Consider the following 14,118-nt stretch of genomic DNA (forward strand, 5'->3'; position numbering starts at 1 on the left):
TGATTGTGCCAAAAAATGTGATCACTGTATGCTTTTAGGCTCCCGCGAGATCATGGGGGGGAAATTGTAATGGGATGATCACCGTGTGCCTTTAGGCTTCCTGCGCGACCATGGGAAGTTGAAATTGTAATGGAATGATCACCGTGTGCCTTTAGGCTCCCCGCGCGACCATGCTAGCAAAATAAAAGCCGGCCCTTCGGCCAGCTTTTATTTTGGGGCGTAATTATAGAAATGACTAATAGCAATGGTCTATAGTGAAAAAAGCCCCTGGTTTTTACCAGAGGCTTTCTTCGCTATTGCTATTTAGTCATTTCTATAATTACGCGCTCACCGCCTTGTTCACCAGCGCAGCCGCTTCGCTCAGCAGGATAGCAGACTGTACTGTCAAACCGCTCTCTTCGATCAGTTTCTTAGCTTCTTCAGCATTAGTACCCTGCAGACGAACGATGATAGGAACAGTGATGTTACCAATTGATTTGTAAGCATCGATTACACCCTGTGCAACACGATCACAACGAACGATACCACCGAAGATATTGATCAGGATCGCTTTTACCTTAGGATCTTTCAGGATGATACGGAAACCTGCTTCTACAGTAGTTGCATTTGCAGTACCTCCTACGTCCAGGAAGTTTGCAGGCTCACCACCACTCAGCTTGATCATATCCATAGTCGCCATAGCCAGACCAGCACCATTCACCATACAACCTACGTTACCATCCAGTTTCACAAAGTTCAGGTTGTATTTACCTGCTTCTACTTCAGTAGGATCTTCTTCAGAAATATCACGCAGTGCTTCCAGATCAGCATGACGCATCAGTGCGTTGTCATCCAGGTTCAGTTTACAGTCAACCGCAATGATTTTCTCATCGCTGGTTTTGAACAGCGGGTTGATTTCCAGCATGCTCGCATCCAGACCTACATAAGCATTGTACAGGTTAGTTACAAACTTCACCATGTTTTTGAATGCTTCACCGCTCAGACCGAAGTTGAAAGCGATCTTTCTTGCCTGGAAACCTTGCAGGGTCATGTTAGGCTGTACCCACTCCTTGAAGATTTTCTCAGGAGTTTTGTGAGCAACCTCTTCAATGTCCATACCACCTTCAGTGGAGTACATGATTACGTTCTGACCTTTTGCACGATCCAGCAGGATTGAAAGGTATAATTCTTTAACGGGGTTAGGACCAGGATAATACACGTCCTGAGCCACCAGTACTTTATTTACCAGTTTGCCGGCCTCACCGGTCTGGATGGTTACCAGTACGCCGCCAAGGATGTTTCCGGCAATTGTTTTTACGTCTTCCGCATTTTTACCAACAGCTACACCACGCTGCTCTTTACCACGAATGGTACCTTTACCACGTCCACCGGCATGTATCTGTGCCTTTACCACTGCAAACTCATTACCATACTGTACCTTCAATTGTTTGTACGCTTCAGCCGCCGCTTCCGGAGTATCAACCGGAATCCCTTCCTGTACCGGAACATTGTATTTCTTCAACAGTTCTTTAGCCTGGTATTCATGTAAGTTCATCTGATAAAAATTTGCCGCTAAAATAGGGCATTATGATTTAAATATAAAACCCTAGTGTTTTGTGAATTTAAAAATAACTTTGCGCAACCCTGTCGAAAAGGTAACCGTCAGCATAAAACACCGCAGTGTGCCTGACAGTGATCTCTGACTACCGTCAGCTGACAATGCACGATTCGTTGGATATCATGTAGTTATTCATTATGTGGCCCAGTTTCAAAATGACCGCTACCTTTAAAAAAACATGACAGGGATCAGCACCATAAAACTATAATTATTTTCAAAAAATGAGTGATCTGTTACAACAAATAGCTGCTGCTTCGGACTATATTAAAAAAATATGGTCTCTGACTCCTGAGGTAGGTATTATTCTGGGAAGTGGATTGGGTAACCTGGCCGGTGAAATTTCGGAAGCCATCGAAATTCCTTACAATGAAATTCCCCATTTCCCTACCTCGACCGTCGAAGGGCATCGTGGCCGCCTGGTCCTGGGCAGAATGAATGGTCGCCCCGTAGTAGCTATGGCAGGTCGTTTTCATTATTATGAAGGATTCTCCATGCAGCAGGTAACCTTCCCTGTAAGGGTCTTTAAAGCCCTTGGTGTGAAGACTTTACTCGTTTCCAATGCCGCTGGTGGTATGAACCGCGCTTTCAAAGTCGGTGATCTCATGATCATCCGTGATCATATCAACCTCCAGCCGGAACACCCACTGCGTGGCCCAAATATTGCTGAATTAGGTCCCCGTTTCCCTGATATGAGCGAACCTTATTCCAAGGCGTTGATCGCCAGGGCAAAAGAGATCGCTGCAAACAATAACATCCAGGTACATACCGGTGTATACGTAGGTGTACAGGGCCCTACCTTCGAAACCAGGGCTGAATATCAGTATATGGCAAACATCGGGGGCGATGCAGTAGGTATGAGCACCGTACCCGAAGTAATCGTGGCTATGCACAGTAGTATGAAGGTATTTGCCATGAGCGTGATCACTGATATCGGCATCCGTGAAGAAGAAAACGTGATCACCCACGAAGAAGTGCTGGAAGCTGCCAACGCAGCAGAACCGAAATTAACACTTATTTTCAGGGAACTGATCAGCGTGTTATAAGGTTTTACATAAATTGCACACTTTTCAGCTAGCACAAAAGAAGCAGGAAACAAAACATAGAATGCGGTCATTTATTATTACGTTTTTATTGTTGGTCATAATGTCGCAGGTAAAGGCGCAGATCACCAGCCGTTTCAGTAACATGGGCAGCGGTGGCAGTAGCTCCCGGACGACAAAGGACTCCAGCTCTAAGAATCAGGCGCCGGACACCCTGACCATCACTTACCGGAGATTGGGAGAACCCACTGACTATAAAATGGACTCCTCGATCGCCGATTTCAATGGCCCCTTTCTGAGAGTGCCCGCGAACTACATTTACCTGGGCAATAATGGCTCGCCGGCACGCCCGGTGGCCTTCACGCCACGTATGACGGCAGGTTTCGATGCCGGTTTTCATAGCTTTGACCCTTACGGTTTCAATCATGACAACGCAAGGATCTACTATACAAACCGCCCCTATTCGGAACTGAATTATATGATTGGCAGCCAGCAGGAACAACAGCTGGGCGTTCTGCATACCCAGAACCGTACTGACAGGTTCAATTTCGGGTTCGAGTACCAGAAGATCTATGCCCCCGGCTACTTCCGCTCTCAAACCACGAATCACAACATTTACCGGCTTACAGGCAGGTACAACTCCAGGGATAAACGCTACAATGCCACTCTCAGTTACTTCTATAACAAGTATGCAAACGGTGAAAACGGTGGTATCAGGAACGATGATGACCTGGACAATCCCCGCTATAGTCAGCGTAAAACTATCGACGTAAACCTGGGAAATGATGCCAGCACCACCAGCAGTCTTTTTAACTCTACCATCCCGGTGAAGAGCTCAATCGACCAGGCAGGCTTCCTCTTCATGCAGTCCTACGACTGGGGAAAAGGAGATACCATCCATGTGAACGATACGACAGACGTATATAAATTTGATCCGGTATTCAGGGTGCAATACACCTTCAAACTGAATAAAGACCAGGTAGCATACCTGGATCCCACACCAGATACGTTTTTCTATACTACGCATTATGGCTGGGCTTATTCCGGCGATACCATCAGGGCACAGCACAATTTCAGAACGATTTCCAACGATCTCTCCCTGGTACAATTTCCCATCAGGGGCAACCAGGCCCACTTCATCACAGCAGGGGCGAGGATCGAGAATACCACAGGTACGTTCCTGGATTCAGATATTAAGTTTAGCAACCTGGCCCTGCACGGGGAATACCGTAATAAGACCAAAAACCAGAAATGGGACTTCCAGGCCCTGGGCGAATTGTACATGGCAGGGGAGAACCAGGGGGATTACAGCGTGAGTGGTATGCTAAGCAGGTACCTGAACCCAACCCTGGGAAATGTAAAACTGGCCTTCTCGAACGTAAACAGGGAGCCTTCGTATGTATACAAGTATTTTTCGAGTAACTACGACAGCTGGTATAACAGCAACCTGGCAAAGGAAAATATCTCTAAATTACAGTTCATCGCAGACAATCCAAAGCTGAAGTACAACCTGACAGTCAACTACTACATCATCGGCAATTACACCTATATGAGTAGTTACTATAAGAGTGCACAGGCAGACGCGATCTTCAATATGCTGGAAATCATGTTCAGCAAGAAGTTCACCTGGAGACACTGGAACTGGTATGCAGATTTCACCTTCCAGCAGGTACACGGTACAGCACCGGTGAATATTCCAACCCTTTGGACCCGTCACCGCATCGCCTACGAAAACAGGCTGTTTAACAACCTGAATCTGATGGTGGGCGTAGAGGCAAAATACATGACAGCCTATGATGCAGACGATTACTCTCCCATCATCGGTCAATTTGTGTATCAGACTACCCAAAAAGTTCAATATTATGCACCTGACCTGGCCGCTTTCCTCCATTTCCGTATCAAATCGTTCAATGCTTTCATTAGAACCGAGAACCTGAACACCTTTTTTGCTACAAATAATTTCGCCGGACCGCATTATCCTTACAATAACTTCCAATTCAGACTGGGGTTACGTTGGTGGTTCGTAAACTAAAATTAGTAGTAGTGTAACGGATTGATAATTAGTATATTACTAAAATAAGGGCATAAACCGTTTTAGCGCGTTTATGCCCTCTTTTTTTTCCACAACTGCGTTCAACTGGCGTAAGATTTGTTTAACTTACTTGTAAAATGGAATAATTATGAAGGCATTTACAGTAGTTTACAACAGGAACAGATACTCAGTTCAACCGATTAACGGGCATTCCCCCCGCTTTAAAGTTAATCTGAATGGCAGTGATGTATTTTTTGAACACGATCTCGATGGGCACGTACGTGCAGAAGCTACCAAAGTAGCCAGTATGTCTCTGTTATTAGCAATCGCTGATCAGATCGAGGAAAATCATGAAGAGAAATAGTAATAGACATCGCCACCATTATCAGAGAATCCTGACCCTTTTTGCCCCATACCATCTCCAATGAAATAACTCATTTTTAATTTCCGCGTTGACTTGTTATTGACTTTATAAAAGCAGTAATGTAAGTGCTTTGTGCTGTATACAAAGTGCATTGCAATGCTGCTTTAAGGGCCTTTTTGGCTTTTTACAAATACCCGCGCATTTGCCTGAGACAAGTACGCGGGAATTTGCTATGCCTGCAACTGGCTTAATTTTAATTCAAAATTAAACCCCATGCGAACCAGCTTTTTATTTTTAAATTATACCTTTGTAGTGAAGTTCGAATTCTTAATGCATTAATGAAGAAAGGATGAAAGTAGTTGTGTCAATATTAAAATTCATACAGTCTTTATTTGTGAAGAAAAACTGTTGTAAGTAAATCAGCATTTTAATTAACCCCCATGGATATGTTAGCATCAAATTTGTAGTATTATTACGACCCCGTCAATAACTTCTATAAAAATATTTTCAAATACGTACCTTTAATTAATTGTTTCAAACGCCAATGAAGTATAAGTTTGTAAGGGACATACTGCTATGTCTTGTAGCATCGTTTGCATTGTTTTCCTGCCATCAGAAGCGGGAGCTCCGGAAAAGAGAAATAGTGAGAGACGTAAAAGAATTAGGTGAAGTAGTACCGGAACAAATAGGTGAACGACTCAGCTACACGGCTGACAACAAAACTCTTGAAGATAAAGTGCCCGTACACAGCGTACCTGCGTTACAGTACTTTTACCAGCTCGCAGCCAACCAGGCCAAATGGTCTGTAGATGGACAACTGATCCCCGCTGCGGATTCTATGTTGTATTTCATTGACCATGCCGACGAAGTAGGATTACCAGCAGGTATTTATCATCAGGGCGCACTGGATACTGCCATACAGCAACTCCATGCCGCTACCGGTTCCGGCAAAGACGCGGCACTGCTGGCAGAAGTAGATGTGATGATGACAGATGCCTTTATGAAAATGGCTAGCCATCTCCGTTATGGCATCGCGCCGCGCGACAGTATTACCTTACGTCCTGATTCTGTACTCACAGATTCTGCACTCGTACAACTGCTTAGCACCGCAATAAAAGACAATAACATCGCAGGCACCTTTCACCAGCTGGAACCAGCTTACGAAGGTTATCATTCCCTGAAAGCAGCCCTCCTCAATTTCAAAGCAAAATATCAATCCTTACATTGGGATTCACTGCCCACTGCCTATGTGGATACACCGGCATTCAAACAACTGGTGCTAAACCGCCTGGTACAGACAGGTCATGTAGATACTGCCAACGGACATGGTTCCGATACCGCATTGCTGAGAGAAGGTGTGAAAGCTTTTCAGAAAGAGTTTTGCTTATTTGAAGACGGACAGGCAGGTAAGAAAACCATCCAGGTGATGAATAAATCCTATCATGACTGGATGATACAAGCCGCTGTAAACCTTGACCGCTGGCGCAAATGGCCGGATTCATTACCCAACCGCTACATCTTTGTAAATATACCCGGCTACCATATGATGGTGTGGGATAGTGGCCAGGTCGTACTTGATTCCCGTGTCATAGTCGGTGCACCCCGTACACGCACACCGCTGCTGAATTCCAGGTTGTCTAACTTCGTGATGTATCCTTACTGGCGTGTACCCTTCAGTATTTCCATCAAAGAAATGCTGCCCGCCATTCAGAAAGATCCCCATTACCTGGCGAAAAAGAACCTGGAAGTAATAGATAAGGATGGCAATGCAGTGAACCCGGATAGTGTACCCTGGAAAAAGTTCAGCAAGAACTATTTCCCTTATGTATTGAGACAAATGGATGGCCTGGAAAACTCGTTAGGGATCATGAAATTTAATTTCTTTAATAAATACGCTGTATACCTGCACGATACAAACAACAGGGGATTGTTCAGAAATTCCTACCGTGCTATGAGCCATGGTTGTGTGCGTATTCAGCAATGGGATAGTCTGGCGATGTACCTGATTAAAGATGATAAACGATTCAAAAGAGACAGTGTACGCGCCTGGCTGGATAAAGGGCAGAAGAAACAGATCGATCTGTCGCATAGCATCCCTATTTACTTAAGGTATTATACCGCCGAAGGTAAGGACGGCCAGATGATGTTTTACGAAGACATTTATGGGGAAGATAAAGTGCTGAAAAAATTAATGTCCTTATAAAAATGGGGCTTTTACCGAAGGTAAAAGCCCCATTTTTTTGCCCTGTTAAAAACAAACTTCTATAAAGTAACAACGTCCTCCCACAAAGGAAGGACGTCGTCTCATATCAGTATTGCAAACGTGTGGCGTAATTATTTACCCAGTTTTACCTTCAGTGCATCATCCAATGCCGTCAGGAATTCTTCAGTGTAAAGATAATGCTTTCCGTGTTCAACTTTATTACCGTGAATACAAACAGCCAAATCTTTCGTCATCTTTCCACTCTCTACAACCTCCACACAAACCTGCTCCAGTGCATGACAGAAATCAATCAGCGCCTGATTATTATCAAGACGACCTCTGAATTCCAAACCTCTTGTCCATGCAAAGATAGATGCAATCGGGTTAGTAGAAGTTGGCTTACCAGCCTGGTGATCACGATAGTGACGGGTTACAGTACCGTGAGCAGCTTCTGCTTCCATTACTTTACCATCAGGGGTAACCAGGGTAGAAGTCATCAGACCCAGTGAACCAAAACCTTGTGCAACGGTATCAGACTGTACGTCACCATCATAGTTCTTACAAGCCCATACAAAGTTACCATTCCATTTCAGTGCGCTGGCTACCATGTCATCGATCAGGCGATGCTCGTAAGTCAGACCAGCTGCATCAAACTTAGCTTTGAATTCCTGCTGATAAATTTCTTCGAAGATATCTTTGAAACGACCATCATATTTCTTCAGGATGGTGTTCTTGGTACTCAGGTACAAAGGCCATTTCTTGATCAGTGCCTGGTTGAAACATGCACGTGCAAAGCCCTTGATAGATTCGTCGGTGTTGTACATAGCCAGCGCTACGCCATCGCCTTTGAAGTTGTACACTTCATGCTCGATTACTTCACCATTTTCACCTTCAAACTTGATAGTCAGTTTACCCTTACCTTTTACAACGAAGTCAGTAGCACGGTACTGGTCACCAAAAGCGTGACGGCCGATGCAGATAGGAGCAGTCCAGTTAGGAACCAGGCGTGGTACGTTTGAAGTAACGATTGGCTCACGGAAAACTGTACCATCCAGGATGTTACGGATAGTACCGTTTGGTGACTTCCACATCTGTTTCAGATTGAACTCTTTTACACGAGCCTCGTCAGGAGTGATGGTAGCACATTTAATACCTACACCCACCTCTCTGATCGCGTTCGCAGCATCTATAGTAACCTGGTCATTGGTCGCATCACGGTGCTCCATGCCAAGATCGAAGTATTTAATTTCAACGTCAAGATAAGGAAGTATCAGTTTGTCTTTAATAAATTTCCAGATGATCCTGGTCATCTCATCTCCATCGAGTTCTACGACAGGATTTGTGACTTTAATTTTTTCTGCCATTTTCGGGTTTGATTTTTAAATAGTTACGAGTAATCGCGAAATATACAATAAGTGGGAACAATTTACAAGTTTTTCGATGTAAGGGAGTGTTGTGTTAAGTTTAAGTACAGTCAACGCTTATAATAACTCCTTTACCTGTAGGCATTTAAGCGAAGCCCCAAAGCCGCATTAAACACTTTCCAATAGTCACCAAGGGCCGGCTAAAAAGCTCATCGCCTCTTAGCCAGCCCCTTAAAAACTTATAAACTGACCTTTGTTACAGGTGCTTAATCACTTCATCCGCAAACTCGCTGGTTTTCACCAGGGTTGCATCGTCCATCAATTTGTAGAAGTCGATGGTTACACGCTTACGCGCGATAGCTGTGCTCAGACCTTGTACGATCATGTTAGCAGCTTCATTCCAGCCCATGTATTCCAGCATCATTACACCACTCAGGATCACAGAGCTGGGGTTCATGGTATTGGTATTAGCAAAACGAGGTGCGGTACCGTGTGTAGCTTCGAACACTGCATGACCGGTCAGGTAGTTGATATTCGCACCTGGTGCGATACCGATACCACCTACAGCTGCTGCCAGGGCATCAGAAATGTAGTCACCATTCAGGTTCAGGGTAGCTACCACTGAGTAATCCTGTGGTGCCAGCAGAATCTGCTGCAGGAAGTTGTCAGCGATCACATCTTTAACGATCAGTTTCTTATGTGCAGTGGCTACAGCCAGTTCTTTGTTAGCTTCTTCTTCACCTTTCTCTTTCTTGGTAGCTTCCCATTGTTCCCAGGTATAAACCTGCTCGCCAAATTCACGTACAGCCAGTTCATAACCCCAGTTTTTGAAACCACCTTCGGTGAATTTCATGATGTTACCTTTGTGAACCAGTGTCAGGGAAGGCAGTTTCTTTTCCAGTGCATACTTGAGAGCTGCACGTACCAGGCGCTCAGTACCTTCTTTGGAAACCGGCTTGATACCCAGGGAAGAAGTTTCAGGGAAACGGATTTTCTTTACACCCATTTCTTCCTGCAGGAACTTCAGCAGCTTTTCAGCTTCTGGTGTACCATACATATATTCGATACCGGCATAGATATCTTCCGTGTTTTCGCGGAAAATGACCATGTCTACTTTCTCAGGGTGCTTAACCGGAGAAGGCACCTTGTCGAACCAACGTACAGGACGTACGCAGGCATACAGATCCAGTTCCTGGCGCATTGCTACGTTCAGTGAACGGATACCACCACCTACCGGGGTAGACAGCGGTCCTTTGATAGAAACCAGATATTCTTTGAAGGCTTCCAGCGTTGCTTTCGGCAGCCATTCACCCGTCTGCTGGAAGGCTTTTTCTCCCGCCAGTACCTCTTTCCATTCTATCTTTCTTTTTCCACCATAGGCCTTTTCGACAGCGGCGTCAAATACACGCACGCTGGCAGCCCAGATATCCGGCCCGATACCATCACCTTCAATAAAAGGAATAATGGGATTGTCAGGAACCGATAACTGGCCATTGGTCATTGATATTTTTTCTGCCGGCATAAAACTAGTTTCTTTACGTGTTCGTAATTTTGTAAAATATTCGAGCGCAAAGGTACTAATTAATGACCGAAACAGAATGTTAAACCAGCGATTCTTCAACAGGAACCCGCTAACAGTTTAAAAACTATCCCTATGTACAAATTATTTTTAATTTGCTTTTTGTTCCTCACCTTACAGCTTAAAGCAAAACCCATGACGACTCCAAACGATACTACCGTGTATACATACTTAGCCCTGGGCGATAGTTATACCATTGGTGAAGGGGTAGGGGAAAACGACCGTTTCCCTGTTCAGACCGTTAAGATTCTGAAAAACAGTGGAATACAGGTGGCTGACCCCAAAATAGTGGCCAAAACCGGCTGGACTACCATCGAACTCAACGATGAGCTGACAGCAAACCCTATCAACGAAACCTACGATATCGTAACCCTGCTGATAGGAGTGAACGATCAGTATAGGGGCTTTCCGGTAGAAAGCTATAAACCCTGGTTTACCAAACTCCTGGAAAGGGCCATTGCCTATGCCGGCGGAAAAGCTAACCGGGTAGTAGTCCTCTCCGTGCCTGACTGGGGCGTGACCCCGTATGCCGAAGGCCGTGACCGGGATGACATAGCAGGGCAGATAGACCTGTACAACGAAGCCAATAAAGCGATTGCAAAGAAACATAAGGTAAAATACCTGGATATCACTGCCGATACCCGCGAGGTGATGCAGGATCCGGAGCACCTGCTGGCAAAAGATCAGTTGCATTACTCCGGCCAGGAAATGGGCATGTGGGCGGCAAAACTGTCTATTATCCTCAAAGCTATGCTGGCACCGCCACCAGCTTATTAAATGATTTTGGTTGCCGGCCTGCAGGCTGGCAACCTTCCAACAAATATTTCACCGACCTTTTCATGCCGCTTACCGGCATCTCCCCAATTTTAACCTAAACCCCCTTTCCTAACCCGGCATTCCTTTCTAAGTTTGTATCGTAAATGAAAACAAACAATGCAAAATAAAGATTCGTACAGACGGAGAAGACACGAAAAGAACGGAGCCATGAGAGGCGTTGTAATTCTGCTGGTAGGCGTATTCCTCTTATTACACAACCTGGATATGGATCTGCACCTGCCCTCCTGGTTAATATCCTGGCAAATGCTGATCATCGTTATAGGCGGTATCCTCTGGTTAAGGAGTGAATGTAAAAACGTGGCAGGCCTCATCATGATGGCAGTAGGTACAGTCTTTATCATCAGGGAATATTTTTACCTGCCATTCGATATCGATCGTTTTATCTGGCCTGCACTCTTAATCATCGTCGGTTTACTCTTTATCATATTCCGGCCTGGTAGTAACCCGAAATCACTGGGTATCGGGGATGATACGGAGGCCAAAGTGATTCCTGACCTATTCCCGGTAGATGAAGATTTTATCAATGCACAGATCCTTTTCAGTGGCGAAAACCGCCTCATCGTATCAAAGAAATTCAAAGGTGGCCGCATCTCTACCATCTTCGGTGGCTGCGATGTAAACCTTTTGCAGGCCGATTTTAATGGTGCAATAGAACTCAATTGCCAATGTATATTCGGAGGAGTAGAACTGGTAGTACCTTCCAACTGGGAAGTGAAAATTATAACCAACAGTATCTTCGGTGGTGTAGAAGATAAACGCCCCATCGAACTCCTGGGCAGTAACCCTGACAAGGTACTCCTTATCAAAGGCAGCTGCATCTTCGGCGGCATTGAGATTAAAAGTTATAGCTGATTCTAAATATTAAAATTATGCAATGGTTTGTAGCCAAGATCGTATATCAGATCATCACTGGCAAAGGCACTCATACACCGCAGTTCGATGAACAACTGCGTCTGATCAGTGCCAACAGCAAACAGGAAGCTTTTAACAGAGCGTGTGAACTCGGAAAGCAGGAGCAATATTCTTTTAAGAACCAAAAACAGGAACTGGTAGAATGGCGCTTTATCAACGTACCCGAAATCAATAGCCTGAACACCCTGGATGATGGAATGGAATTGTACTCAAAAATAGAAGAACCCGAAGACCCAAACGCTTATATCTCGTGGTTGCAGGTTAGAGCAGCGCAGTTGAACGGAGCGGTAGATGTACATGCTAACTGAATGTAACATTTTCACAATAGAATGTACCTACTAACAAAATTAAAAATTGGCAAGTCAACTCATTTCAGATAAATCGTTTCGCTGGTCCTTCGCTGCCACAGGATATGTATCATTGATCGTGCAGGCCGTGCTTCTGCAGTTCTGGTTCCATTTTCCGGATTCCATTGCCTGGGTAGACAGCGGTATCCACATTGGATTTCTGGCACTGGCAGCATTGACCATCAGTTATACACTGGCCTATTACAGGCCACAAAAAAGAAAGGTCTTCTTCGTACTCTGCTTTTCCACCTCACAGACCCTGATCTGGATTTCGCTGAGTACATGGGCACTGCAATACACCTTTCAGGACAACTTACCTTATCTGGAATGGATGCATTTTGCAATGCCGGTGAGGTTCCTGTTTGGTTGGTTACTCATCACAGGTGTAGCGTTCAAAAGCCTTTACTGGTATGACCTGGAAGAACAGCGGCAGGAGATCTCCAGGAAACAGGCCACCGAAAGATTAGCACGCGAAGCAGAATTATATAAGCTCAGGCAACAGCTGCAACCGCATTTTTTATTCAACAGCCTGAACTCTATCAATGCCCTGATCGCATTGCGCCCGCAGCAGGCAAGAGAGATGGTAATAAAGCTCAGCGATTTCCTGAGAGGTACCCTGAAGAGAGAAGATCAGCAATGGATCCTGCTGCCGGAAGAACTGCAATACTTGCAATGGTACCTGGACATAGAAAAGGTGCGTTTTGGCCACCGGTTAAGTACAGAAGTAATAGCGGGCCAGGAAGTAGAGAAGATGATGATTCCACCCATGCTCCTGCAGCCCGTAGTCGAAAACGCCATCAAGTATGGATTGTATGATACCACGGAGGCGATCACCATCACCATACAGGCATGGGCAAAAGACGACCTGCTTTACATACAGGTGCAGAATCCATACGATGCTGACCTGCAGCAGAAGCCGACCGGTACTGGATTTGGATTAACCTCTATCCGCCGGCGATTGTACCTGCTCTTTGCAAGACAGGACCTGTTGGAAACGGAAGCAAAAGCGAATATTTACACAACACTGATTAAAGTGCCGCAACTCTATGATAAAAGCAGTAATAATTGATGATGAACCACTGGCCAGGGAGATCGTAAAAGAATACCTCGGAACTTATACACAGATCCGGATTTTGCAGGAATGCAACGATGGGTTTGAAGGATTAAAAGCCATCCAGCAACACCAGCCCGATATTATATTCCTGGATGTGCAGATGCCGAAGATCAATGGATTTGAAATGCTGGAACTGGTAGAAGAATTGCCTGCCGTTATCTTTACAACTGCTTTTGAAGAACATGCCATCAGGGCATTTGAAGTGAATGCAACAGATTATTTGTTGAAGCCGTTTTCAAAAGAACGCTTTGACAAAGCCTTGCAGAAATGGCTGGATAAACGACAGGACACGGCACCCGTGCAGACAGACGCATTGCTGGAAACAGCCGCCAGCTCACCCTTGCAGAGCAATAGGGTAGTGGTGAAGATCAATGGAAAGATTAAGATCATACCCGTACAGGATATACATTATCTCGAAGCAGCAGATGATTATGTGAAGATAGTGACACAGGAAGGAGCCTTTCTGAAAAATAAGACGATGGGCTTTTTTGAGAAAACGCTGGACATGCAGCAGTTTGCCAGGGTGCACCGTTCTTATATCCTGAATGTAAACCAGGTGACAAGGATAGAACCTTACGAGAAAGAGAATCACCTGGCCATGCTGAAGAGTGGGGCAAAGGTGCCGGTGAGTAAAACGGGGTATCCAAAATTAAAATCAGCGCTGGGCTTATAGCTTTCGGATTTCGTAGTATTTAAAAAGCTGGCCGCAGGCCACGGCATCCAATAGCT

The 14,118-nt window shown here is 45.1% G+C and carries 12 protein-coding genes; 9 read left to right on the top strand and 3 right to left on the bottom strand.

Annotation, left to right across the window (positions count from 1 at the left end):
• Window positions 1-319: 319 nt before the first annotated feature.
• On the bottom strand, window positions 320-1,534 hold the full coding sequence (gene sucC / locus DXN04_RS24655) for an ADP-forming succinate--CoA ligase subunit beta (protein WP_116856076.1): 1,215 nt from the start codon (window positions 1,532-1,534) through the stop codon (window positions 320-322).
• Between the two features lie 284 nt (window positions 1,535-1,818).
• On the opposite strand from sucC, the gene DXN04_RS24660 reads away from it, so the two are divergent.
• The 4 genes from DXN04_RS24660 (at window position 1,819) to DXN04_RS24675 (ending at window position 7,236) form a co-directional block, all read left to right on the top strand.
• The gene (locus DXN04_RS24660; RefSeq protein ID WP_116856077.1) at window positions 1,819-2,640 is read left to right on the top strand and encodes a purine-nucleoside phosphorylase; all 822 of its coding nucleotides are present in this window, start codon (window positions 1,819-1,821) and stop codon (window positions 2,638-2,640) included.
• A gap of 61 nt (window positions 2,641-2,701) precedes the next feature.
• Entirely contained in the window at window positions 2,702-4,669 is a 1,968-nt protein-coding gene (locus tag DXN04_RS24665; protein ID WP_147320057.1) for a putative porin, read from the top strand.
• A gap of 148 nt (window positions 4,670-4,817) precedes the next feature.
• Window positions 4,818-5,033: a hypothetical protein gene (locus DXN04_RS24670; protein WP_116856079.1), complete on the top strand. Its 216-nt coding sequence runs from the start codon at window positions 4,818-4,820 to the stop codon at window positions 5,031-5,033.
• Window positions 5,034-5,577: 544 nt separating this feature from the next.
• Window positions 5,578-7,236, top strand: a complete 1,659-nt coding sequence (locus DXN04_RS24675) for a L,D-transpeptidase family protein (protein WP_116856080.1) — start codon at window positions 5,578-5,580, stop codon at window positions 7,234-7,236.
• Window positions 7,237-7,367: 131 nt separating this feature from the next.
• On the opposite strand, the gene DXN04_RS24680 is transcribed toward DXN04_RS24675, so the two are convergent.
• Both DXN04_RS24680 and icd read right to left on the bottom strand, forming a co-directional pair.
• Complete coding sequence (locus tag DXN04_RS24680; RefSeq protein ID WP_116856081.1) at window positions 7,368-8,600, bottom strand: NADP-dependent isocitrate dehydrogenase; 1,233 nt, start codon at window positions 8,598-8,600, stop codon at window positions 7,368-7,370.
• A gap of 256 nt (window positions 8,601-8,856) precedes the next feature.
• A complete protein-coding gene (icd, locus tag DXN04_RS24685; protein WP_116856082.1) occupies window positions 8,857-10,122 on the bottom strand; it encodes an NADP-dependent isocitrate dehydrogenase in 1,266 nt (421 codons plus the stop codon).
• Window positions 10,123-10,254: 132 nt separating this feature from the next.
• Here icd and DXN04_RS24690 point away from each other — a divergent pair, with 132 nt between their 5' ends.
• The 5 genes from DXN04_RS24690 (at window position 10,255) to DXN04_RS24710 (ending at window position 14,062) form a co-directional block, all read left to right on the top strand.
• Window positions 10,255-10,956: an SGNH/GDSL hydrolase family protein gene (locus tag DXN04_RS24690; RefSeq protein ID WP_116856083.1), complete on the top strand. Its 702-nt coding sequence runs from the start codon at window positions 10,255-10,257 to the stop codon at window positions 10,954-10,956.
• Window positions 10,957-11,112: 156 nt separating this feature from the next.
• Complete coding sequence (locus DXN04_RS24695; protein WP_116856084.1) at window positions 11,113-11,868, top strand: LiaF transmembrane domain-containing protein; 756 nt, start codon at window positions 11,113-11,115, stop codon at window positions 11,866-11,868.
• A gap of 17 nt (window positions 11,869-11,885) precedes the next feature.
• Window positions 11,886-12,236 carry a DUF4288 domain-containing protein gene (locus DXN04_RS24700; RefSeq protein ID WP_116856085.1) on the top strand — a complete coding sequence of 117 codons (351 nt, stop codon included), beginning with the start codon at window positions 11,886-11,888 and terminating at the stop codon, window positions 12,234-12,236.
• 46 nt (window positions 12,237-12,282) lie between these two features.
• Window positions 12,283-13,344 (top strand): sensor histidine kinase, encoded by a 1,062-nt coding sequence (locus DXN04_RS24705; protein ID WP_116856086.1) that lies wholly within the window; start codon window positions 12,283-12,285, stop codon window positions 13,342-13,344.
• The gene (locus DXN04_RS24710; RefSeq protein ID WP_116856087.1) at window positions 13,322-14,062 is read left to right on the top strand and encodes a LytR/AlgR family response regulator transcription factor; all 741 of its coding nucleotides are present in this window, start codon (window positions 13,322-13,324) and stop codon (window positions 14,060-14,062) included. The genes DXN04_RS24705 and DXN04_RS24710 overlap by 23 nt, the downstream gene beginning before the upstream one ends.
• The last annotated feature ends 56 nt before the right edge of the window (window positions 14,063-14,118 follow it).

Source organism: Chitinophaga silvisoli, from assembly GCF_003412465.1.
GTDB classification, from domain to species: Bacteria; Bacteroidota; Bacteroidia; order Chitinophagales; family Chitinophagaceae; genus Chitinophaga; species Chitinophaga silvisoli.

Coding starts and splice junctions, on each gene's coding strand:
- DXN04_RS24660 (WP_116856077.1), top strand. CDS start 1,819: ATGAGTGATCTGTTACAACAAATAGCTGCTGCTTCGGACTATATTAAA.
- icd (WP_116856082.1), bottom strand. CDS start 10,122: ATGCCGGCAGAAAAAATATCAATGACCAATGGCCAGTTATCGGTTCCT.
- DXN04_RS24695 (WP_116856084.1), top strand. CDS start 11,113: ATGCAAAATAAAGATTCGTACAGACGGAGAAGACACGAAAAGAACGGA.
- DXN04_RS24670 (WP_116856079.1), top strand. CDS start 4,818: ATGAAGGCATTTACAGTAGTTTACAACAGGAACAGATACTCAGTTCAA.
- DXN04_RS24710 (WP_116856087.1), top strand. CDS start 13,322: ATGATAAAAGCAGTAATAATTGATGATGAACCACTGGCCAGGGAGATC.
- DXN04_RS24680 (WP_116856081.1), bottom strand. CDS start 8,600: ATGGCAGAAAAAATTAAAGTCACAAATCCTGTCGTAGAACTCGATGGA.
- DXN04_RS24675 (WP_116856080.1), top strand. CDS start 5,578: ATGAAGTATAAGTTTGTAAGGGACATACTGCTATGTCTTGTAGCATCG.
- DXN04_RS24700 (WP_116856085.1), top strand. CDS start 11,886: ATGCAATGGTTTGTAGCCAAGATCGTATATCAGATCATCACTGGCAAA.
- sucC (WP_116856076.1), bottom strand. CDS start 1,534: ATGAACTTACATGAATACCAGGCTAAAGAACTGTTGAAGAAATACAAT.
- DXN04_RS24690 (WP_116856083.1), top strand. CDS start 10,255: ATGTACAAATTATTTTTAATTTGCTTTTTGTTCCTCACCTTACAGCTT.
- DXN04_RS24665 (WP_147320057.1), top strand. CDS start 2,702: ATGCGGTCATTTATTATTACGTTTTTATTGTTGGTCATAATGTCGCAG.